Raw genomic sequence first — 22,776 nt, 5'->3', positions numbered from 1 at the left:
TCTAGGCTGAGTTTTCAAATTTTAGATTTGCTTGTTGAAACGGTGAGTGAGTTTTATAAAAAAGCCCACTGGAGTGAGCTTTCTTTATTGAATCAAATGTGTAAGTCAATCAAATTATTTGGTTGCTTGCTGTTGCTTGAGTTCAGCAGTAGAAGGCTGTACAACAATTTGGTCAGATGTATTGGCTTTGACACCACCACCGAGAGATTTATATAACTCGACTTGGTTATTTAAGTTTGCTTGTTCTAACAATAATAAACCTTGTTCAGCTGCATAAGAACTACGCTGTGCATCTAATACGGTTAAGAAGCTATCAATACCTGCACGGAAACGCGCATTAGAAAGCTTATATGTGGTATTGGTTGCATCGACTAAACGGCGCTGTGCAGAAATACGATCACCAATATTTTGGCGAGTCGCTAATGCATCATTGACTTCACGGAAAGCAGATTGAATTGATTTTTCGTAATCAGATAAAGCAATTTCTTGATCTGTTTCCGAAATTTTAATGTTAGCTTTACGTGTACCCCAATCCCAAAGTGGAATATCTAAGCTTGGACCTAAAGACCAAACAAATGCGCCTGATTTAAATAAGTCACTTAAATCAGTTGAAGCATAACCTGCTGAACCCGTCAAACTAATGGTTGGGAATAAGCGTGCTTTTGCTGCACCAATATTTGCACCCATCGCAGAGAGTTTGTATTCAGCCGCACGAACATCAGGGCGGTTATGTAGCAAGTCACTTGGTAAGCCTGAAGCTAAAGCCGTGTTATTGGTGATCTTCGTTACACGTTGTGATGGCAATAAGTTGCTCGGTACTTGTTGACCAACCAAAAGATTGAGCAAGTTTTGTGCTTGTGCAATCTGTGTTTTATAGTTGGCAACATCATTCCGTGCAGTTTCTACCGACACTTGTGCTTGACGTACAGGCACTTCACTGTCAATTCCAACATCAAAACGTTTTTTGTTGAGATTATATGAATCAAGCTGTGCTTTTAAGGTTTGTTCAGCAAGTTTAAGTTGTGCATTGGCAAATGAATAATTCAGCCAAGCTTGTGCGACTTGACCAATTAAAGAGATTTGCGTTGCATCACGTGCACTTGCTGTCGCTAAATAACTGTCTAAAGCATTGTCTTTTAAACTACGAACACGTCCCCAGAAATCTAATTCATATGCAGTAACACCCAGACCAACATTATATGAAGTGACTGGTTTTTGAGTGTTCAATGTGTCCTGACGTAATATACCACCACTGGCACCAATCGTTGGAAGCTGATTGTTTTCAGTGATTTGATATTGTTGTTGTGCACGTTGAATGTTCAATGTCGCTGTACGTAAATCACGGTTATTGGTTAAAGCAAGATCAATCACTTGCAGCAAACGTGGGTCTGCAAAAAAGTCTTTATAACCTTGTTCAGCAATAGAAGTACCCGATGCACTTTCAAGATAATTGGTCGGAATATTGGCTTGTACAACGGGCTCTGGGCCACGCATGCTTTGACATGCAGTCAAAGCAAGCGCAAGTGCAGATACCGCAATGCCACGACCTGAAATAGACCATAGATTTTGCATCACGATTTTTGCTCCTGAAGGTTTTGATTCTTAGGTTTGTATTTAAAGATACTACGTATCCAGACGAAGAATACAGGAATAAAGAAGATCCCTAGTAAGGTTGAGCTAATTACACCCCCCAATACACCATAACCGACTGAATGTTGGCTACCTGCACCAGCACCGCTTGCTAAAGCAAGTGGAAGTACACCAAAACCAAATGCCAATGTCGTCATGATAATTGGGCGTAAACGCATTTTTGCTGCATGTAATGTTGCATCAAATAGGTCTTCGCCTTTTTCTTGCAATTCCTTGGCAAATTCTACAATCAAGATCGCATTTTTTGCAGATAAACCGATGACTGCAATAATTGCCACTTGGAAGTAAATGTTATTTGAAAGGTTTGGATCACCTGAGAGCACCATACCTAACCAAGTTAAGCCCATTGCACCAACAACACCGAGTGGTACAACCAGTAATACTGAGAATGGAATTGACCAACTTTCATAAAGTGCTGCAAGACATAAGAATACGATGAGTAATGAAAGGGCATATAAGAATGGTGCTTGTGCGCCAGACTCACGTTCTTCTAAAGATAACCCTGTCCATTCATAGTCAAAACCTTGTAGACCCATTGATGGTAATTTGGCAATAATCTCTTCCATGGCTTGCATCGCATCGCCAGAACTTGTACCTGGTGCAGGTGTACCTTGGATATTCATTGATGAAATGCCATTGTAGCGTTCTAAGCGTGGTGAACCATATGTCCAAACCCCAGTTGCAAAACTTGAGAATGGAATCATTTCACCTTTATTATTGCGCACATACCATTTGTTCAAGTCCTCAGGCATCATACGCGCATTGGCTTCACCTTGAACATAGACTTTTTTCACACGACCACGGTCAATGAAGTCATTAATATAAGAACCACCCCAAGCCATACTCATCGTTGAGTTAATATCTGCAATACTTACACCCATTGCTCCAGCTTGTGCTTGGTCAATATTAATTTGGTACTGAGGAGTATCTTCCTGGCCGTTTGGACGTACGCCTATTAAGCGTTTGTCTTGTGCTGCCATACCTAAAATTGCATTACGTGCAGCAAGTAGTTGTTCGTGAGTTTGGCCAGCAGAAGCTTTTAACTGCAAATTAAAACCTGCAGTCACACCTAATTCAGGCATAGCTGGTAATTGTAGAGGCATCACATAAGATGCATCTTTAGCAATCATATTTAGCGCCATACCACGTTTGATGATTTCACCGATTTTTTGTTCAGGTGTTGTACGATCAGCCCAATCTTTCAGCTGAATAAATGCTAAACCTGCATTTTGACCGACACCTGTAAATGAGAAACCTGAAACGCTAAAAACCGATTCTACAGATTTTTTTTCATTTTCCATGAAATAGTGTGTCATTGTGTCGATGACTTTGTCAGTACGATCAAGTGTTGCATTTGGTGGTAATTGAACTAAAGTCATGACGACACCTTGGTCTTCTTCAGGTAAGAAAGACGAAGGCAACATTTTAAATAATACAACTAAAACCCCAATCACAGCAGCATAAACAATTCCTGAGAACAATTTATGATGTGTCATGAAGTTGACACCGCCTTTATACTTTTCAGCAGTACGATCAAAGGCATCGTTAAACCATCTAAAGAAGCGAGCAAAAATATTATTGCTTGGCTTTTTATGTGGATCATGCTGTTTTAGAATCGTCGCACACAATGCAGGTGTGAAGGTTAAGGCAACGATCAATGATAAAATCATTGCAGTTACAAGGGTAATGGAGAACTGACGGTAAATTACCCCTGTTGTCCCTCCAAAGAACGCCATTGGAACGAATACAGCAGTTAATACTGAGGTGATCCCGATTAATGCTCCTGAAATCTGTTTCATTGAAATTTCAGTTGCTGCAACAGGATCAAGATGATCCTCTACCATAACACGTTCGACGTTTTCAACCACAACGATGGCATCATCGACCAATAGACCAATGGCAAGTACCATTGCAAACATGGTGAGGGTATTGATTGAGAAGCCAAAGACGTTAATCACTGCGAATGTACCGAGTACAACCACAGGTACAGCCATTGTTGGAATGATCGTTGCACGCCAGTTCTGTAAGAATAAGAACATGACGAAGAATACAAGGATAACTGCTTCAATCAAAGTATGTACAACACTTTCGATTGATAATTTAATAAATGGTGTTGTATCAAAAGCCAACTTATCCTTCATGCCAACAGGAAAGTTTTTACGCAATTCAACCATACGCGCTTCAACAGCTTTTGCTGTATCTAGAGCATTAGCACCAGTTGCGAGTTTAATTGCTACGCCACCTGCAGGTTTACCATTGAATTTCGAGTCAAACTGATAATTATCAGCACCCAATTCAACCCGTGCTACATCACCTAAACGTACCTGAGCACCATCACTCGTATTACGTAGGAAGATGTTTTTAAATTGTTCTGGGGTAGTCAACATACTCTGTGCATTGACAGTTGCATTGAGCACTTGACCCTCAATCGATGGTGCGCCACCCAACTGACCTACAGCCACTTGTGAGTTTTGGGCACGAATTGCTGCTGCAACATCAGATGGGGTAATACCGAAGCTAGTCAATTTAGCAGGGTCTAACCAAATACGCATGGCATAAGAACCACCAAAGACTTGAACTTCACCTACACCAGCTACACGACTTAAAGGTTCAGAAATATTTGAATTAACATAATCCTTAATGTCATTTGCAGAGAGCGAGCTATCTGGCGAGTAAAATGCCAATACTTGTAAGAAGCTTGCACCAGACTTTGTAACCTTTACCCCTTGACGTTGAACATCTTCAGGTAAAAGAGCTGTAGCTGATTGCAATTTATTTTGAACTTGAACTTGGGCAATATCAGGATCAATCCCTTGTTCAAAGTTTAATTGGATCGATGCTTGACCATTCCCCGCACTGTTTGAGGAGATATAGCGTAAGCCATCGAGACCATTCATTTGTTGTTCGATAATCTGTGTAACCGTGTTTTCAACAGTCGCAGCAGATGCACCCGGATAAGTTGCAGAAATTGTAACTGTCGGAGGTGCAATTGTCGGATATTGTGCAATAGGCATTTTGGTTAGCGTGAGAATCCCCGCCAGCATAATGACTAATGCAATCACCCATGCAAAGATTGGGCGATGAATAAAAAATTGAGCCATTCAGTCTACCCCTTATGCATTTGAAGTAGCTTTGTGTTCAGTTGCTTTATCTTGCTGAGCAGGTTGTGCTCCACCTGTTTTTTGTTGAGTCGCAGGTGTTGCACCTTGAGGTGCAGCAGCTTGTGGTTGATAAGGTTTAGCAACAACTTGTTGTTCAGCTTTTACTTTGGCTATTCCATCTACAATGACTTTATCACCAGTGTTTAAACCTTGTGTCACGATCCAGTTTTGACCTTGTACACCTGCAGTCGTGATCGGACGTGCTTCAACAACACCTTTTGCATTCACTAACATGGCCATTGCTTGACCTGTTGGTGTGCGCGTGATAGCTGCTTGTGGAATCAAATACGCATTTGGAATCACCCCTTGTACGATTTGCGCGTTGGCAAACATGCCTGGAAGTAATAAATGATTTGGATTTGAGAATACTGCACGTAAAGTTACCGAACCTGTATCAGGGTTTACACTTGCGTCAGAAAATGCAAGATTACCTTCAATTGGATAAGTGCTGCCATCTTCAAGCTTCAAACGTACTTTGGTGTTATTGCTACGATCAATACTGCCTTGAGCCAATTGTTGACGTAGACGTAATAATTCAGCACTTGATTGATTAATGTCGACATAAATTGGGTCAAGTTGTTGAATTGTTACCAAAGCATTGGCTTGGCTTGCAGTCACTAAAGCCCCTGCGGTTACACTTGAGCGTCCAGATTGACCAGAAATCGGTGAACGAACAGTTGAATAACCCAAGTCAATTTGTGCATTTTTTACTGCAGCATTTGATGCAGCAATATCTGCTTCAGCGAGTTTAATCTGTGCTAACAAATCGTCATATTCTTGTTTAGAAACGGCATTAATACCAACAAGTTGACGATAACGATTGGCTTTTACTTGTAGCGCATTTAAGTTGGCTTGTTGACGTACTAAAGCTGCTTTTGCACTGTCTAAATTTGCACGGTTGCTACTCGAGTCAATTTCATACAAAGGTTGACCTTCACGGACAAAACTACCTTCAGTAAACAAGCGTTTTAAAATTACACCACTGGTTTGTGGACGAACTTCTGATACTTGGTATGCAGATGTACGACCTGATAACTCAACAGTTTGTTCTACACTTTGTGGTTGAGCAACAATGACACCAACTTCTGTCGGCGGCATTTTTTGGGCAGCAGCGCCACCTTGCTGTGCATCTTTGGGATCTTTGCTACAACCCACAAGTGCAAGACTTGTTGCTAAAGCACAAGCAGTAAGGGCAGGAGCCCAAAGCTTTGCCGACATCATCATTCCACCTCGTTTAGATTTTTATCTAAAAATAATTTGTTCGTATTCAACATGTATTTCGAAAACAAGTACCAAATGAGAGAAACCCATAATAAACCGATACTCCAACCTGCAAGCACATCAGTTAAAAAATGAGCACCCACATACACTCTTGAAATTCCCATACTCAGACACCATAAATAAGCGAAACTCATCAATAATTTAGCTTGTGTGTGTCGAAAAAATATAAAAATAATTAAACAAGCAATTACAGCAGCATAGATGCTGTGCGCACTAGGAAAAGATGCACCATAGGTTTGCACCATTTGGTAAACCGCTTCAGGTCGAGGGCGATGGATACAAGCTTTTAATATCCAACCAATACCCGAAGCCCCTAATAGGCTTACACTAATCAATATAACATTTGCATATTTTTTTAAATATGCTTGCTGCAGGCAACATATTCCGCATAGTAATAACATGACAGGCAAACCACCTATATAAGATAAGGTGATCGAAACATGATCAAAAAAATCCGTACGATGCAAACTTATCCAATGTAGTATGCTTTGGTCAAGTTGTTGTATATAAGAAATATTTAATCCAATATAACTTATACTATATCCAATACAGCCAAGGACGAATAGAAGGATATAAGGCATATTGGATGACCTTGCTAAGATTAATCACACATGTTGAGATTAAATAGTGTGCTAAAGTGTACTAGTCAGTACACTTTTTTTCAAGTCACTATAAATGAGTAATTTATAGTAATTTCTTTTTTTTAAAGTTTTAATCATTTGCACAAAATGATAACAATTTAACTAATGATTACTTTGATGTCCTGTAGAAGAGTGCTCCTCTACTTGTAGAGGTTGTTTCGGTGGCCAAAAGAAATCGAGTGGGCGAGTGAAAAAGTGAGTAAAGACTAATTTTGCCAAAGGTTTCCACTGTTCGAAACGGACTTGTCGTGCACGTAGTGCCACAATGATGGTTAAGCTAAAACTCACGAATAAGTTGGTGATCCCGATCAGTAATACACCCAAGAAAGAAATAATAATCAGCCCAATGTCTGGTGAGCCGTTGATACACATTAAACCTTGCATAAAATTGGCTGATGCAAAGGCAATATGACGAATATCGAGCGGTAAACCTAAAATAAAACCAATCGTTCCCATACTCCCGAGCATGATCCCGAATAAAAAATTACCGCCTAAAGCACCGAGATTACGTTCAATATAGTCTGCAAATTGATCGAGTTTGGCTTGACCTAACCAATTTTTTAATTTTGGATGTGCTTTTAAACGTGGACCAACCTTACGATAAATTGCCATATTGTCAAAATATCCAGCGATTAACCCAGATAAAAATAAACATACTCCTGCAATGGCTGCATGAGGTATTGCCAAGGAGGTAAAAGGATTTAAGCTATGTAACAGCGTTGTAGCTTTAGCATGTGTGAGCAAAGGTTCATGCATCGAGACTTGCCAAAGCCATGTGATTAGCGCGGCTGTCGGAATAGCAATGGAGATATTCCCCAAAATGGCAATAAACTGAGTGCGGATAATATTAATAATCAATCCTGCAAGCTCGGCAATTTGCGCCGTTTTTGACCCTTTTCGATGCTGAACGGTAGATGCGAGTGCTGCTGCAGTCATAGCGGGTTGTTTGGTCGCAACTGTGAAATGCAAGACATGAATGAACATAAAGCCTAAGGCATAATTCATACTGTAGATAAAGGCATGTAAAAATGGCGCTAAGATCAAACGTGCGCTGAGAATCTTCAGTGTTGCCATTGTGGCAATGATCACGCCTGCACCCGCAGCCGCTTTATACATGGCTAAAAAGCCTTTTTTGTCCGTACTTACATAGTGCTCGCCCGTTTTGCTGGCATTTTCGGTCACTTGTAGGGCGATCAGTTCACTGTTGGTTCTGAGTAAATGACGTACACTGGTTTCATTATAATTGGCATGTACGAGGTCAATGAGCAACTCGCCACACGAAAGTGCACGTACTTTGTTTTCTTCAACGATCAGGTTGAGTAAAATTTCCACACGATCTAGACATTGTTCAAGTAAAGACAATAAATACGTCAAGCTTAAACTTACCCCAATGCGTTTAGTGGCACGGCGAATTTTTAACACCACATCACGACATTGTTCGATCATAACCAAAGCTTGATCAGCATCTGGTGGTGGGGTAACAGCAATATCATCAGCATTACGATATTGCTTTTTGTAGGCATTAATAAAGTCTACGATTTCACGATTTTGTACCAAAAAGGGTGATTCATATTCACTCAGTTCAGGATAAGCATTAATAAACTCAGGATATAACCCAATACCACTAATCCGATAGGACAGTACTGTGATAGCTGTGATCATTTCCCGTTTTACATTCAGTTCTGCTTGTGGAAAATGTCCTTGAGTTAAAATCAGAAAAAGCTGATTCCATTGCTCATCTTTAATATGTTCGAGCCAATAACGATCAGTCCGCTGATGAAAAACATTGCCCACCAAATCTCGCAAGTCTGTTTCATCACGAAGTAGAGGAAGAAAATAAGCACCTACACGCTGTGCAAGCTGATTCCAAAAACCATCAAGCGATAAAATACCGCTGTCTGCATATAAGCTGGCTTGTTTATGTTGATTAATTATTTTGAGTAAATAACCTTGAACATTCAAAGCCGCAGTGGGGGTAATCAGCAAGGCTTGAATCAATGTTTGAACATTTTGTTGGGTTTGTTCGATATCGTGACTGTCAGAAGGACGAATACGATTAATCAATTCAATCAGAAGAAATTCGCTAGGAATAGCTTGAGGGGATTCAAGCTGTTCCTGCATTTTTAGGAAAATATCATTAAATTTTATATGCATAAGCAAATTGTAAGTTGAGTTTATTGAATTCTATGCAACGCCAATTGTGCCAAATTAAATAAAGCTTGACGATAAACACTCTCAGGTAACTGTTCTAAAGCACGTATCGCGGTTTGCGTTTCTTCAGTCGCGCGTTGACGACAATAATCAAGCGCCCCAGAATTTTGTACAATTTGAATCACTTCAGTTAAATGTTCTGTTCCACCCGTGGCAATACTCTTACGCACAATCTCATGCTGCTCACCTGTGATATTTTGTAAAGCAGAGATTAAAGGTAAAGTGGGCTTACCTTCCATTAAATCATCACCAATATTTTTACCTAATGTTTCAGCGTCAGAGGTGTAATCTAAAATATCGTCAATAATTTGGAAAGCATTGCCAAAGTGACCAGCAAATAAACGTAATGGTTCACGGTACTCAGGTTTGCCTGCTAAAATTGCTGCACCTTCGGTCGCTAGTTCAAATAAGCGCGAAGTTTTACCATGAATAATATCAAGATAGGTTTGTTCGCTTGTTTCTGGTTGGTGTTGTGCTTGCAGTTGTAATACTTCACCTTCAGCAATTTCACATGTACCTGTCGAAAAGTCTTTCAACAAAGTCATATTGTCTAAATCTACCAATAAGTCAAACGCACGAGAAATGAGAAAGTCCCCAACTAAAACGGCAGTTTGATTATTCCACGTTGCATTTGCCGTTGGGCGACCACGTCTTAGACCAGATTCATCGACAACATCATCATGTACCAAAGTTGCGGTATGGAGCATTTCGATAATCGCAGCAAGTTTACGATATTGATCCATATCAGCATCTAATACGCCACATGCTTTTGCAGCAAGTAGACACATAATTGGACGCATACGTTTACCGCCTGCTTCAACCACATGTTTACTGACCGCCATCACCAAAGCAACTTTTGAAGTAATCCCTTCATTGATAAATGTATCCATCGCTGCAAAGTCAGTAGCAACAGGCGCGAGAATATCTTGCTTAAAGTCGATGGTCATGTGAAGGAAACCTCATACAAATGCATTTTTAAGTGACTAGTGTAAACAATTAATAACGATCAATGTTACTTAAGAAAACAGACATTGTACTGAATCTTAATGAAATGTTCTTAATTTGTCCAAAATATGATGTTGATTAAGTCTTTGTGTAGTCGTTCTTTTGCGCTCCATAGTAACGGAATTCGTTTTAAAATCTATTTCAATTTTTGTAAATTTGAAAATAAACCATATAAATTCAATCCCTCAACCTTAATAGTTAAGTTTTTATTTGAATATTTTACATACAACTTGAATATTTAACGGAAATGGCTTGTTGTTTGCTTTATTATCCCTTAAAATCTTTGCCCTTGTATAACCCCCAGTAGCGTTCGTTATAAGATCGAAATATTCCTTTTTCGGCACGACGATACGGGCAAGTTGGAGTACATTATGTACGCAGTAATCCAAAGCGGTGGTAAACAGCACCGTGTTGTTGAGGGTGAAACCCTTAAAGTTGAATTGTTGAAAGCTGAAACTGGCGCAACGATTACATTTGACGATGTATTAATGGTTGTGAATGGCGAAAGCATTCAAATCGGTGCTCCAGTTGTTGCTGGCGCAAAAGTAACTGCAGAAGTGGTTGGTCATGGTCGTCACGACAAAATCCGTATTGTTAAAATGCGTCGTCGTAAACATTACCGTAAACAACAAGGTCACCGTCAATGGTTCACTGAGTTGAAAATTACTGCGATTGCAGGCTAATCACTAGGAGTAAGTAGACATGGCAACTAAAAAAGCCGGTGGTTCGACACGAAATGGTCGTGATTCAAACCCTAAAATGTTAGGTGTTAAAATGTACGGTGGTCAAGCTGTGACTGCTGGTAACATTATTGTTCGTCAACGTGGTACTGAATTCCACGCGGGTACAAACGTAGGTATGGGCCGTGACCATACTTTATTTGCTACTGCTGACGGCATTATCAAATTTGAAGTGAAAGGTCAGTTTGGCCGTCGCTATGTATCTGTTGAAGCGTAAGTTTTAACTGTACAGAAAAGACCCGCTTTATTGCGGGTTTTTTTATGCTCTAAAATAGTGAAAGTGCAAAGAAAATCTTCATCATGATGAATGAATTTCTACAAATTATGCTAATAACAATACAAAACTTCTTATTTTCTCTAATATTAGCGCTAAAATTTGGTTTATGATAAATCATCTAACAAATTGCTATAGCGCAAATATATAAAAGGTGAACATATGAATATGCTTCGTAAAACCATGAGTGCAGTCGCAATCAGTGCAGCGCTGCTTGCACCTGCAATGATGAGCACAACAGTTTTTGCTGCAACCGCCGCAACGGAGCAACAAGCAACCAATAACTTGGTGAAACAATTGAGCGGTATCCAAAGTTTATCAGCAAACTTTGAGCAAACCACTAAAGCGACAAGCGGTAGTAAAGTCGCTCAACAGAAAGGTTTGTCTGCACAACACATGAACCAAACCTTTAAAGGGGTAATGAAAGTTGCACGTCCTGGTAAGTTCTATTGGGAAACAACGTCACCTGCAAAACAAACCATTGCAACGACGGGTAAAATGGTGTGGATCTATGACCCTGACTTACAGCAAGCTGTGCGTCAAAGCTTAGATGAGCAAGTGGCAAATACCCCAGCATTGTTGCTTTCAGGGAATACTGCGCAAATTCAAAAAGCTTATCGTATTACCCAACCTGACCGTACAAAAACTTATTATACGTTGTTCCCTAAAGACAGAGAGGGTGCATTCCAAAGCTTAACCATTAGCTTTGCTGCAAACAAAGCACCTAGTCTTATGATTTTAAAAGATTCTTTAGGTCAAACCACTTATGTGAAGTTTAATAATGTGAAGCTCAATCCATCATTACCTGCATCAACATTTAATTTTGCACCACCAAAAGGTACAGATATTATTGACCAATAAAATAGAACTGATGAATAAATCTTTGCAACAAGAAAGCAGCTTTCGAGCTGCTTTTTTATGGTTATGATAGAGCGATTTCATGATAAAAAATTAAATATGAATTATATGAATAAAGTTGAGCTATATCACTATTGTTAAATCAAATTATATATTTGGGTTGTGTTAAAAACCCGAAATGAAGATGAAGCAGCCGAACGAAAAAGGCAAAATAAGCATTTAAACAAGAAATTAAGAAAGCAAAGCAGGCGATAATTACAATAATCAATTTCAATTTGGATGTTGTGATTTTATGATACTTATATCGCAATACATGTTTGAAAGACCGCATCATGCAAGTACATTTAAAGAAAACGTTGGTTGCTTCTGCACTTCTATCTATTTTATTGGTGGTTTCAGGCTGCCAAGAAAAACCTGCTTCACAGGCAGAAGCAGCATCTGCACAACAAGCAAAAAAAATTGAAATTCCTTTGATTCAAGCAAAAATCGAGCGTGTAGAACTGCCTGAAAAACAATTTTGTGATGAAGATGGTTGTACTCAATATGATTTTCAAACGGTTAAAACGCAAGTCACATGGATTGATGATTATTTTTTAAATCGTATCAAAAAAGATGTTCCGAGTGCTTTTGAAAAACCAACCAAAGAGGCAACAGCAACAAGCAATGAGGCAGCAAGCCAAAAGGGATTAAGCCAAAGTTCAATTTATGTTCGTTTTATTTCTCAGCAGTATAATTTAGCAACTTTTATGATCCAGTCTTATACCTATGTAGCAGGTGCAGCGCATGGCATGTATCATAATGAATATGTCACTTTTGATTTATCCACCCAAAAGCGTTTGGCATTAACAGATATTTTAAAACCGAATGTCGAGGCTAAAGTGGCTGAACAATTGTATGATGCCAATGCAAATTGGTTGACGCAACATGACATTACCCGTGAAAAATTACAGCTTAGTGATAACTATTATTACGGCCCAAAAGGGATTGTTTTTGTTTATCCTTTATATGAATTAGCATCTTATGCAGAAGGGATGACAGAACTAACTTTACCTTATTTAAGTGCAAGAGATTTGGTCAAAGCTGAGTATTTACCAAGTTTACCTGTGATTGAAGCTGTCGCTGAAAAGCCTGTTGAGGCAGAATAAGCTCATTTTTCAACACAATATTTAAAATCTCTCCTGTGAATTTGCTCTGTCACTGTATTTTTTATGGTGAAGAGCTTACACTATAATCAGTTTTTTTCTCTTATTTAGATTGACTATGATCGACCCGAAATTAATCAGAAATAATATTGAGGCTGTAAATTTAGCCTTGGCAAAACGTGGTGTGCAACTCAATGTCGAGGAGTGGGCATCACTTGAAACTCGCCGTAAAGAAATTCAGTCCAAAACTGAAAATCTGCAAGCTGAGCGTAATTCGGGTGCAAAACAAGTTGGTCAAATCAAAAAAGCGGGCGGCGATGCTTCTGAAATCATGGCACGTATGTCTGCAATTGGTGATGAAATCAAAGCTGCGGAAGTTGAGCTGAATGAGTTACAAGCTGAACTTGATGCAAAATTGATGTCTATTCCAAACATGCCACATGAATCCGTGCCTGAAGGTAAAGATGAAAGCGACAATGTGGAAATCTTAAAATGGGGCACACCGCGTCAGTTTGACTTCGAGATCAAAGACCATACCGATCTGGGTGAAATGATGGGTGGTTTGGAATTTGAAACCGCAACCAAGCTCACAGGTACACGTTTTAGTGTATTAAAAGGTCCATTAGCGCGTTTACAACGAGCATTGACGCAATTTATGCTCGATACGCATACGCTGAAAAATGGCTATACCGAAGCTTATGTACCTTATTTGGTGAATGCTGATTCTTTACGTGGCACAGGTCAACTGCCTAAATTTGAAGAAGATTTATTCAAATTACAAGGTGAAAAGGAATACTACCTGATCCCAACAGCAGAAGTACCAGTGACTAACTTTGTGCGTGATGAAATCATTGATCCTGAACGTTTACCTTTAAAATATGCTGCGCATACGCCATGTTTCCGTAGTGAAGCGGGTTCTTATGGTCGTGATACCCGTGGTTTGATTCGTCAGCACCAATTCGATAAAGTTGAAATGGTTCAGATCGTTAAACCTGAAGATTCTATGCAGGCTTTAGAAGATTTAACTGGTCATGCGGAAGGCATTTTACAAGCTTTAGGTTTACCGTATCGTAAAATCGTACTATGTGGTGGTGACATGGGCTTTGGCGCATGTAAAACTTATGACTTAGAAGTTTGGGTACCTAGCCAAAATACTTATCGTGAAATTTCTTCATGTTCAAATATGTGGGACTTCCAAGCGCGTCGTATGAAAGCGCGTTATCGTGCAGACCAAAAGAAAACAGAATTTGTGCATACGTTAAATGGTTCTGGTTTGGCTGTAGGTCGTACTTTACTTGCAGTGATGGAAAATTATCAACGTGCAGATGGTTCAATCGAAATTCCTGAAGTCTTACGTCCATATATGGGCGGGGTTAGCTTTATTGATTAATGATCATGTAAGCAAGTATGTTTGAAATGAAATAAGCCAAATTTGATATTTGGCTTATTTTTTATCATTAGTATAAATATTGAAATCAGTTGAGTTTGAATTTGAGATGGATGTCTTAATTTATAATGAATTAGCAAATCAAAAAATTATGGGTTTGGATAAACTTATTGCCTACTTGCAAGATGATAATTTTAAATCCGCAGAAGTTAAAAAAATTCAACCAAATTTATATCGTGCCAAACTGAACCGTAGCGATCGTATTTTATTTTCTGTTTATCAATATCAACAAAAAAATTATATTTTAATCTTAGAATATTTAAAAAATCATGATTATCAAGGCTCGCGGTTTTTAAATGAAGATGTTCAAATCAATGAAGCTGAAATTCCTGATGTTGAATCTATCGATGAAATGGAAGCACAGGAACAATTGGTGTATATCAATGTCAATAATCCCAATTTCGTCTATTTAAACAAATTTATTTCATTTGATGATGTGCAGCAGCATATTTATAAACAATATCCGCCTTTGGTGATTATTGGTTCAGCAGGTAGCGGTAAAACCGCGATTTTATTGGAAAAAATGAAGCAGTTGGAAGGGCAGATTTTATATGTCACTTTATCTTCATTTTTGGTGAAAAACTCACGTGAGTTATATTATTCTGACCAATATTATAATGATCGACAATTGGTCGATTTTTACTCCTATCAGGATTTTATTGAAAGTATAGCAATTCCTGAACATGCTTTTGCTGATATTGAATTTTTTAGAACATGGTATAAAAAACATTATAAAAATAGCTTCAATGCACACAGTATTTATGAAGAATTTAAAGGTGTATTGACAGGTGCAATGACAGATCAGGCTTATTTGTCTGAACAGGATTATTTAAATCTAGGCATTAAGCAATCGATATTCAGTGTCGAGGAAAGAACTGAAGTTTATCGAATTTTTCAGCACTATTTAACTGAACTTGATAAAAATAATTTATCTGATATTAATATTTTAAGCTTTGAATATCTGCAAAAAGTTAAAGCTGCCTATGATTATGTGGTGATTGACGAAGTACAGGATATTACTGCGATCCAACTCTATTTGATTTTAAATAGCCTCAGTGATAAAGGACTATTTTTAATGTGTGGAGATGCCAATCAAATTGTGCATCCAAATTTTTTCTCTTGGGCAAAGGTAAAAAGTTTGTTTCATCGTCATGAAGAACTGCATCATGGCATGGAAATCACCCATATATTGCAACACAATTATCGTAATGCGCAGCGAATTACCGAAATTTCCAATCGGGTATTATTGTTAAAAAATGCTCGATTTGGCTCGATTGATAAAGAAAGTCATTATTTAGTGCGAAGTAATGCAGATATACAGGGCGGTGTTTATTTTTTAAAAAATCGACCTGAAATTTTACATGAGCTAGATCAAAAAACTGCGGTATCCACACAGTTTGCGGTCATCGTGATGCATGAAGAACAAAAGAAAACCGCACAGCGGGTTTTTAAAACGCCCTTGGTCTTTTCGATTCAGGAAGCCAAAGGCTTAGAGTACCAAAACATTATTTTATATAATTTTGTCAGTCAGTCTGCCGCACATTTTAATGAAATATGCGGTGAGATTTCATTGCAGGATCTGCAAAGTGATTTTGTCTATGCACGTAATAAAGACAAAGCGGATAAATCACTTGAAATCTATAAATTTTATATCAATGCTCTATATGTTGGATTAACACGTGCAATGTCCAATATTTATTGGGTGGAACAGCAAGATCAACATCAGATTTTTCATTTGCTGGGTATGGATCAGGCTGCGGAAGTACTTGATTTACAAGATCAACAGTCAAGCTTAAAAGAGTGGCAAAAAGAAGCGCAGAAGCTCGAACTGCAAGGTAAAAAAGAACAGGCAGAGCGGATTCGACGTGAGATTTTAAAAGAAGAATCACCGAATTGGGTAGTATTAAAAGACAGTGAACTGCGACATTTAGAACATCGGGCATTGCAAGACAAAGATAAAAAATCTCAATTGGCTTTATTTGAATATGCCGTGGTTTATCAGCATCAGGCGTATTTAATTCAATTGGCAAAAATTGGATTTAAGCCTGCAATCAGTGTTTTTAATATGCGTCATGAAGTGGTGGCACATAAAGCTGAGCAGGGTATTTTGTCTAAATATTATATGAATTATCAGGTGAAACATCCGACAGCATTGCTGAAAAAGATTGAAAAATTTGGCATTAATCATCGCAATGAATTTAATCAAACACCATTAATGGCGGCTGTTTGGGTTGGTAACGGTGCATTTTATCAGCAGCTTTTACAAGATGGTGCTGATGTTGGATTATTAGATGGACATGGGTTAAATGTCTTACAAATTGCACTACAACGTGTCACTATTCAGCCTAAATATGCAGCCAACTTGACTGACATTGCAGCATATTTACCGCAAGACAGCATTGTTTTACAAATCAGCCAACGCTTATTTAAACTGGAAGCACATCATGCTGAATATATGATTTTTCAACTGATGTACGTGATGAGTATGATTCAGGGCTATCAGCGTTATGCACGTGATGAAAAAGGCTTTGATAGTGCTGTATTGTTGGAAATGCTGGAAAAAATATTTGGTACGTTATTTGCTAAAAAGAAATTAAAGCGAAGTTATATCAGTTCACTTTTGTCTAAAAATGAAACAACAGGCAGTGACAAATATAACAAGCACTTATTTATACGAACGGGACGTGGGCAATATTTGCTGAATCCTGAATTGATCATCAAAGTCAATGGGGAGTGGCAGCCGATTTATCAGAGTATGAATGTGCAACGGGTTGATTTTTATATGGATGAACCTGAAGTGCCTGAACTGGCAAATAATCAGCATTGGCAAGATAAGTTAAAACAGATCAATCAGTTTAATCGAAATCGTACATTGGCTTTTTTTGATGTTATTGGTCGTAAAGATGGTGCTAAAATTGAAACCGAATTGTAAAGGTGCATAGTGTGGATATTTTTCCAATTTCATTAAAATTACAGCAACAGCCCTGTTTGTTGGTGGGCGGTGGTCATATTGCCTATCGAAAAGCAGTACTTTTGGCAAAATCTGGGGCAATCATTCATGTGCTTGCGCCTGAAATTGAGCAGGATTTATTGCAAATCGTGCACTCAACTCAGGGGCAATATCATGCTGAAAAGTTTAATACACAAATTAGCCTAAGCAGCTTTAGATTGGTGATTGCAGCAACCAATGACAAAGCAGTCAATCAAGCAGTGTTTGAAGCGTGTGAAGTGTTAAATGTATTGGTCAATAGTGTGGATGATCCACCGCATTGCCGTTTTATGGTGCCTGCGATGATTGATCGTTCACCTTTGGTGGTGTCGATTGCGACCAATGGTGCTTCGCCTGTGTTATCCCGTCAGATTCGTACCAAACTAGAAACTTTAATTCCACATGGTATGGGAAAACTTGCTGATTTTTCAGGAAAATGGCGTAAAGCAGTGAAAGAAAAAATCACCAATCCTGATGAACGTCGTATTTTTTGGGAAGATTTATATGCAAGTCCTCTGAAAGAGCAAGTTTTTAATGACAATCTGAATGAGGCGGATCGTTTAATTGAGCAAGCATTAACTGAATGGCAAAAACCAAAAGGTGAAGTGTATCTCGTGGGTGCTGGACCGGGTGATCCAGAGTTATTGACTTTAAAAGCACTGCGTTTAATGCAACAAGCCGATGTCGTAATTTATGACCGCTTGGTTTCACCTGCCATTATGGAACTGTGTCGCCGTGATGCAGAAAAAATCTATGTCGGTAAAGCTCGTTCAAATCATTCTGTACCCCAAGATGGGATCAATGCTTTGTTGGTCGCGTATGCTTCACAAGGTAAACGTGTTTGTCGTTTAAAAGGCGGTGACCCATTTATTTTTGGACGTGGTGGTGAAGAAATTCAAGAACTATTTGCGGCGGGCATCGCTTTCCAAGTTGTGCCAGGCATTACCGCAGCATCGGGCTGTTCGGCTTATGCAGGTATTCCATTGACCCATCGTGACTATGCACAAAGTGTTCGTTTTCTAACAGGACATCTCAAAGAGGGCTCACCTGAGTTGCCATGGCAAGAGTTGGTTTATGAAAATCAAACCTTAGTTTTGTATATGGGCTTGGTCGGTTTAGAGAAAATTTGTGAAAAACTCATCGCACATGGTCAGCGTGCTGATATGCCTGTGGCTTTAATTTCTAAAGGGACTACCCCTGAGCAAAAAGTCGTGATTGGAACTTTAGCAGACATTGCGTTCAAAGTAGAAGAATATCAAATTCAAGCACCAACCTTGACCATTATTGGTGAAGTGGTGAGTTTACGTGAACAGTTGCAGTGGCGATAACACTGTAACTTTTATTCAAAATAGGTCAATCTCCCGTGATACATGTTGTTTTATACGAACCTGAAATTCCTGCAAATACTGGGAATATTATCCGTTTATGTGCCAATACAGGTGCACAATTACATTTGGTTAAGCCTCTGGGATTTCAATTAGATGATAAAAAATTGCGCCGTGCGGGATTGGATTATCATGAATGGGCACATATGAAAGTATGGGAAAATTTTGAGCAATGTCTTGCGCATTTGGCTGAACAAGGTATTGAGCGTGATGCCATTTACCCATTAACCACGAAAGGTTTTGAAACGCCACATACTTCTGATTTAAACCGTCCAGTGGCTTTACTGATGGGACCAGAAACGCGTGGTTTGCCTGAAGACGTTCGTATGATGTTTCCCAAAGCGCATTGGATTCGTTTACCGATGGCACCAAATTCGCGCAGTTTGAATTTATCCAATGCGACTGCGGTAATTTTATATGAAGCATGGCGTCAGCAAGGTTTTCAAACCTTAACAGACTAGACGCAATCACATTATAAATGCTCATGAATATGGGCATTTTTTATTGATATTAAGTAAAGTTCAAAAGAATAGAATGTGTTTATTAAATTTACATCAATGCTTTTTATCATATCGAAATCAAGGATTATATTTTTGCATTTTTAAGCTGATGTGTGAACAATAAGAGCTCTAAACATAAATACATGATGACATTAAAATGAAAACGATCGGTCTTATTGGAGGCATGAGTTGGGAATCTTCAGCGCTTTATTATCAACAATTGAATCGTCAGATACAGCAACGTTATGGTGGTTTGCATTCTGCTCAAGTGATTTTAAATAGTGTTAATTTTCATGATATTGAAGTTTTGCAACGAGAAAATCGTTGGGATGAAGCAGGGCAATATTTGGCAAAAACTGCTGTGCAGTTAGAAGCTGCAGGTGCTGATGTCATCGCCTTATGTACCAACACCATGCATAAAGTTGCAGCCGAGATAGAAAGTGCAATATATCGCCCGTTTTTGCATATTGCGGATGCCACCATTCAAGCGATTCAGCAACAGAAAATACAACGGGTTGGCTTGCTAGGTACAGCATTTACCATGCAACAAGATTTTTATAAAGGTCGATTGTTGGCACAAGGCATTGATGTGCAGACGCCAAATGCTCATGATCAAATCATCATTCATGACGTGATTTATCATGAATTGTGCCGTGGTCATGTCCTTGAATCTTCAAAACAACAATATTTAAATATTATTCAAGCCATGATCGAACAAGGTATAGAAGGTGTGATTTTAGGCTGTACTGAAATTGGTTTATTGATTCAACAGCAAGATCTAAACATTCCTGTATTTGACACCACACAAATCCATGTCAATGCTTTGGTTGATTTTGCTTTGTCATTGTAATCTTTTAATTCCTAGATTCAAAATTGATCGAAAATAAAAAACCAGTGACGAATCACTGGTTTTGATACATTCATGTTATTGAATGAAATTATGCTTGTTGAATACCCGCAACGAGCCAATCTTGTGTAGAACCCGCAGGTTTTACAAAATGCCAGATTTCTGTGAATGGAACAGGTTGACTGTTCAAATCTTCGCTTACTGTACCTGTAAAGCGTACACTCACGACATATTGACCATTTTCTGTCGCTGAATCAGTGACCATTGCATTTAAATTAGAAAACTCAGCAACATCTTGATCTTGGTTTGCCATGATATCGCTATACATAGACTGATAAAGATCAGGCGTTAAATAACGCTGAATTTCGTTAATATTGCTTGCAGTATTCATCGACTGAATATGGTTAAAACGTTGACGTGCAATACGTAAAAAGGCAGCAGGTTCAGTGCCATCTGGAAGTTGGTTGCCGCTTTGTGTTGATGCTGCACCAAAAGGCGCTTGTGTTGCAGTAGAACCACCTACAGATTGACCAAAGATATTGGTGTTATCACCATTTTGTGCTGTAGATGAGCGACCAAAAGGAGTCGAACTTGGTCCTGCATTATTAGGTGCATAAGGATTAGAGGCTGCTAATTTTTTTTTTGCACCAAATTTACGGAACAAGAAGAAAGCACCACCCGCAATCAGGATGAGCCAGATCCAACTTGGGATGCCGCCTTTTTCCTCTTCTTGCTGAGCCGCTGCTTGCTGTTTCGCTAATTCTGCGTCATTGGTCTGTGCTTGAGTATTGGCATTGTTGTCGTCTGCCATTGCGTTTGCAGCAACAGCTCCAATCGCAGCACCTGCTACACCAGCAGCAACCATTTTACCTACACCAGAACCAGATTTCTGTTGGGTATTTTGAGCAGGCATCGGTTGTTGTACAGGCGTAGCTTGTCGAGGTTGTGAGTAAGACTGACTTGGGGTAGCAGAGCGGCTCATACCATGACTTTTACCACCGCCTGCACGTTTAGCTTCCGCTAAAGGAGCAACCACCAATGCTGCCATCAGTACACCCGCCATTAAACCACGCTGTCGAACTTCCATTGAATTTTCCTACTAGAAATAATATGTTGATTGAACTTCTATATATGCAGCTTTTTCAGTGAAATTTCAAGAATGATTGCCATTTTTTTGCACAGTCATTCACATAAAGACAACGATTTCTTTAATTATGCTCATCACACAGTTGAATGGCTTCACTTAAAGCTTCATGTAAGCGAGCAACAGCAATGATTTGTACCCCAGCGATCGGTTTTTGTGGTGCATTGCCACGTGGCACAATGATGTATTTAAAACCATGTTTAATGGCTTCTTTTAAGCGTTCCTGACCATTGGGTACAGGACGTATCTCACCCGATAACCCGACCTCACCAAAGACAGCAAGCTGTTGGGGGAGTGCTTTGGAGCGTAAACTCGAAGCACAGGCTAAAAGCACGGCTAAATCTGACCCTGTTTCCGTAATCTTTAAGCCACCGACCACATTGACATAAACATCTTGTCCTGATGTTTGTACCCCACCATGACGATGCATCACGGCCAACAACATATTTAAACGGTTTTGTTCCAAACCTAAAGCAACACGGCGAGGTTGTCCATGTGCATCATCGACCAAAGCTTGTACCTCAACCAAAAGAGGACGTGTACCTTCACGGCTGATCATCACCACTGAACCGGGAATAGCTTCATCATAACGGCTCAAAAAAATGGCTGAGGGATTAGCCACTTCTTTTAAGCCTTTATCCGTCATGCCAAATACGCCCAGTTCATTGACCGCACCAAAACGGTTTTTTACGGCACGAATCATACGGTAGCGTGAGTCAGATTGTCCTTCAAAATACAAAACACAGTCGACCATGTGTTCTAAAACACGAGGCCCTGCAAGCGAACCTTCTTTGGTGACATGACCGACAATAAATAATGCAGTACCACTGTTTTTGGCAAAACGGGTTAAAAGCGCAGCCGACTCACGGATCTGGGAAACGCCGCCAGGTGCAGATTGTAAAGTTTCAGTATATAAGGTTTGGATCGAGTCTAAAATTGCAACGGATGGACGCAGTTGCGCCAAGGTTTCACAAATACGCTCTACACAGGTTTCCGCCATGACTTGCAGTTTATCAGTAGGTAGATCTAAACGGTTGGCACGTAATGCCACTTGTGACAAAGATTCTTCACCTGTGACATACAGTGCTGAGCTGTTGGCTGCTGCCATATAGGTTGCAGTTTGTAGCAAAATAGTGGATTTACCAATGCCAGGATCGCCGCCAATCAAGACCACAGAGCCTGTCACCAAGCCACCACCAAGGACACGGTCAAATTCACCAATTCCTGTTGCGAGACGAGTTTCAGTCGACACTGCAACTTTATTTAAGGTCGTCACATTCGCTGCTTGACCTGCATAGCCACCCCCCATAGGTTTGGCACGGTGTGACACCACAGGTTCTATACGCACTTCAGTCAAGCTATTCCATTCACCACAGTCAGAACATTGTCCTGACCATTTGGGATGATCTGTGCCACATTGTTCGCAACGATAGAGTGTTTTTGCTTTTGCCATAATTGTTTATATAATTTCAATTTTGTTTGGACTATACAATAAATTTGT

17 protein-coding genes are annotated in these 22,776 nt (G+C 39.4%); 9 read left to right on the top strand and 8 right to left on the bottom strand.

Annotation, left to right across the window (positions count from 1 at the left end):
• Positions 1 to 114: 114 nt before the first annotated feature.
• From adeK to sdsA, 6 genes are all read right to left on the bottom strand, one after another.
• Entirely contained in the window at positions 115 to 1,572 is a 1,458-nt protein-coding gene (gene adeK / locus HUV91_RS08100; protein WP_130073049.1) for a multidrug efflux RND transporter AdeIJK outer membrane channel subunit AdeK, read from the bottom strand.
• Entirely contained in the window at positions 1,572 to 4,751 is a 3,180-nt protein-coding gene (gene adeJ, locus HUV91_RS08095; protein WP_130072957.1) for a multidrug efflux RND transporter permease subunit AdeJ, read from the bottom strand. Before adeJ ends, adeK begins: the two co-directional genes overlap by 1 nt.
• Before the next feature lie 12 nt (positions 4,752 to 4,763).
• The gene (locus HUV91_RS08090) at positions 4,764 to 6,032 is read right to left on the bottom strand and encodes an efflux RND transporter periplasmic adaptor subunit (RefSeq protein ID WP_130072956.1); all 1,269 of its coding nucleotides are present in this window, start codon (positions 6,030 to 6,032) and stop codon (positions 4,764 to 4,766) included.
• Entirely contained in the window at positions 6,032 to 6,673 is a 642-nt protein-coding gene (locus tag HUV91_RS08085) for a phosphatase PAP2 family protein (protein WP_130072955.1), read from the bottom strand. The genes HUV91_RS08090 and HUV91_RS08085 overlap by 1 nt, the downstream gene beginning before the upstream one ends.
• A 162-nt stretch (positions 6,674 to 6,835) precedes the next feature.
• Positions 6,836 to 8,887: a site-specific recombinase gene (locus HUV91_RS08080; RefSeq protein WP_180046234.1), complete on the bottom strand. Its 2,052-nt coding sequence runs from the start codon at positions 8,885 to 8,887 to the stop codon at positions 6,836 to 6,838.
• Between the two features lie 20 nt (positions 8,888 to 8,907).
• A complete protein-coding gene (sdsA, locus tag HUV91_RS08075) occupies positions 8,908 to 9,891 on the bottom strand; it encodes an All-trans-nonaprenyl-diphosphate synthase (RefSeq protein ID WP_174493085.1) in 984 nt (327 codons plus the stop codon).
• A 429-nt stretch (positions 9,892 to 10,320) separates the two neighbouring features.
• On the opposite strand from sdsA, the gene rplU reads away from it, so the two are divergent.
• The 9 genes from rplU (at position 10,321) to HUV91_RS08030 (ending at position 20,134) form a co-directional block, all read left to right on the top strand.
• Positions 10,321 to 10,632 carry a 50S ribosomal protein L21 gene (gene rplU, locus HUV91_RS08070; RefSeq protein ID WP_010113102.1) on the top strand — a complete coding sequence of 104 codons (312 nt, stop codon included), beginning with the start codon at positions 10,321 to 10,323 and terminating at the stop codon, positions 10,630 to 10,632.
• A 19-nt stretch (positions 10,633 to 10,651) separates the two neighbouring features.
• Positions 10,652 to 10,906, top strand: coding sequence for a 50S ribosomal protein L27 (gene rpmA / locus HUV91_RS08065; protein ID WP_130072953.1), 255 nt, complete (start codon positions 10,652 to 10,654; stop codon positions 10,904 to 10,906).
• Between the two features lie 219 nt (positions 10,907 to 11,125).
• Positions 11,126 to 11,824: an outer membrane lipoprotein chaperone LolA gene (gene lolA / locus HUV91_RS08060; RefSeq protein WP_130072952.1), complete on the top strand. Its 699-nt coding sequence runs from the start codon at positions 11,126 to 11,128 to the stop codon at positions 11,822 to 11,824.
• Between the two features lie 329 nt (positions 11,825 to 12,153).
• On the top strand, positions 12,154 to 12,966 hold the full coding sequence (locus HUV91_RS08055) for an RsiV family protein (RefSeq protein WP_174493084.1): 813 nt from the start codon (positions 12,154 to 12,156) through the stop codon (positions 12,964 to 12,966).
• 115 nt (positions 12,967 to 13,081) lie between these two features.
• Positions 13,082 to 14,353 carry a serine--tRNA ligase gene (gene serS / locus HUV91_RS08050; RefSeq protein WP_174493083.1) on the top strand — a complete coding sequence of 424 codons (1,272 nt, stop codon included), beginning with the start codon at positions 13,082 to 13,084 and terminating at the stop codon, positions 14,351 to 14,353.
• Between the two features lie 106 nt (positions 14,354 to 14,459).
• Positions 14,460 to 17,342, top strand: a complete 2,883-nt coding sequence (locus HUV91_RS08045) for a UvrD-helicase domain-containing protein (RefSeq protein WP_174493082.1) — start codon at positions 14,460 to 14,462, stop codon at positions 17,340 to 17,342.
• Between the two features lie 11 nt (positions 17,343 to 17,353).
• Positions 17,354 to 18,727 carry a siroheme synthase CysG gene (cysG, locus tag HUV91_RS08040; protein ID WP_174493081.1) on the top strand — a complete coding sequence of 458 codons (1,374 nt, stop codon included), beginning with the start codon at positions 17,354 to 17,356 and terminating at the stop codon, positions 18,725 to 18,727.
• 35 nt (positions 18,728 to 18,762) lie between these two features.
• Entirely contained in the window at positions 18,763 to 19,245 is a 483-nt protein-coding gene (locus tag HUV91_RS08035; protein ID WP_130072946.1) for a tRNA (cytidine(34)-2'-O)-methyltransferase, read from the top strand.
• Between the two features lie 196 nt (positions 19,246 to 19,441).
• Complete coding sequence (locus tag HUV91_RS08030) at positions 19,442 to 20,134, top strand: aspartate/glutamate racemase family protein (RefSeq protein WP_174493080.1); 693 nt, start codon at positions 19,442 to 19,444, stop codon at positions 20,132 to 20,134.
• An 88-nt stretch (positions 20,135 to 20,222) separates the two neighbouring features.
• On the opposite strand, the gene HUV91_RS08025 is transcribed toward HUV91_RS08030, so the two are convergent.
• Together HUV91_RS08025 and radA are read right to left on the bottom strand one after the other, a co-directional pair.
• The gene (locus HUV91_RS08025; RefSeq protein ID WP_174493079.1) at positions 20,223 to 21,218 is read right to left on the bottom strand and encodes a Tim44 domain-containing protein; all 996 of its coding nucleotides are present in this window, start codon (positions 21,216 to 21,218) and stop codon (positions 20,223 to 20,225) included.
• 121 nt (positions 21,219 to 21,339) lie between these two features.
• The gene (radA, locus tag HUV91_RS08020; protein ID WP_174493078.1) at positions 21,340 to 22,728 is read right to left on the bottom strand and encodes a DNA repair protein RadA; all 1,389 of its coding nucleotides are present in this window, start codon (positions 22,726 to 22,728) and stop codon (positions 21,340 to 21,342) included.
• Positions 22,729 to 22,776: the final 48 nt, after the last annotated feature.

The sequence above is a fragment of the Acinetobacter sp. Marseille-Q1623 genome (genome assembly GCF_902809895.1).
Lineage (GTDB): Bacteria > Pseudomonadota > Gammaproteobacteria > Pseudomonadales > Moraxellaceae > Acinetobacter > Acinetobacter piscicola_A.
Note: the sequence above shows the minus strand (reverse complement) of the source record. Positions and strands in the feature narration are given on the sequence as shown.

Bases quoted from the DNA above. Each gene is read 5' to 3' on its own strand.
- adeK (WP_130073049.1), bottom strand. From the start codon at position 1,572: ATGCAAAATCTATGGTCTATTTCAGGTCGTGGCATTGCGGTATCTGCA.
- adeJ (WP_130072957.1), bottom strand. From the start codon at position 4,751: ATGGCTCAATTTTTTATTCATCGCCCAATCTTTGCATGGGTGATTGCA.
- HUV91_RS08090 (WP_130072956.1), bottom strand. From the start codon at position 6,032: ATGATGTCGGCAAAGCTTTGGGCTCCTGCCCTTACTGCTTGTGCTTTA.
- HUV91_RS08085 (WP_130072955.1), bottom strand. From the start codon at position 6,673: ATGCCTTATATCCTTCTATTCGTCCTTGGCTGTATTGGATATAGTATA.
- HUV91_RS08080 (WP_180046234.1), bottom strand. From the start codon at position 8,887: ATGCATATAAAATTTAATGATATTTTCCTAAAAATGCAGGAACAGCTT.
- sdsA (WP_174493085.1), bottom strand. From the start codon at position 9,891: ATGACCATCGACTTTAAGCAAGATATTCTCGCGCCTGTTGCTACTGAC.
- rplU (WP_010113102.1), top strand. From the start codon at position 10,321: ATGTACGCAGTAATCCAAAGCGGTGGTAAACAGCACCGTGTTGTTGAG.
- rpmA (WP_130072953.1), top strand. From the start codon at position 10,652: ATGGCAACTAAAAAAGCCGGTGGTTCGACACGAAATGGTCGTGATTCA.
- lolA (WP_130072952.1), top strand. From the start codon at position 11,126: ATGAATATGCTTCGTAAAACCATGAGTGCAGTCGCAATCAGTGCAGCG.
- HUV91_RS08055 (WP_174493084.1), top strand. From the start codon at position 12,154: ATGCAAGTACATTTAAAGAAAACGTTGGTTGCTTCTGCACTTCTATCT.
- serS (WP_174493083.1), top strand. From the start codon at position 13,082: ATGATCGACCCGAAATTAATCAGAAATAATATTGAGGCTGTAAATTTA.
- HUV91_RS08045 (WP_174493082.1), top strand. From the start codon at position 14,460: ATGGATGTCTTAATTTATAATGAATTAGCAAATCAAAAAATTATGGGT.
- HUV91_RS08030 (WP_174493080.1), top strand. From the start codon at position 19,442: ATGAAAACGATCGGTCTTATTGGAGGCATGAGTTGGGAATCTTCAGCG.
- HUV91_RS08025 (WP_174493079.1), bottom strand. From the start codon at position 21,218: ATGGAAGTTCGACAGCGTGGTTTAATGGCGGGTGTACTGATGGCAGCA.
- radA (WP_174493078.1), bottom strand. From the start codon at position 22,728: ATGGCAAAAGCAAAAACACTCTATCGTTGCGAACAATGTGGCACAGAT.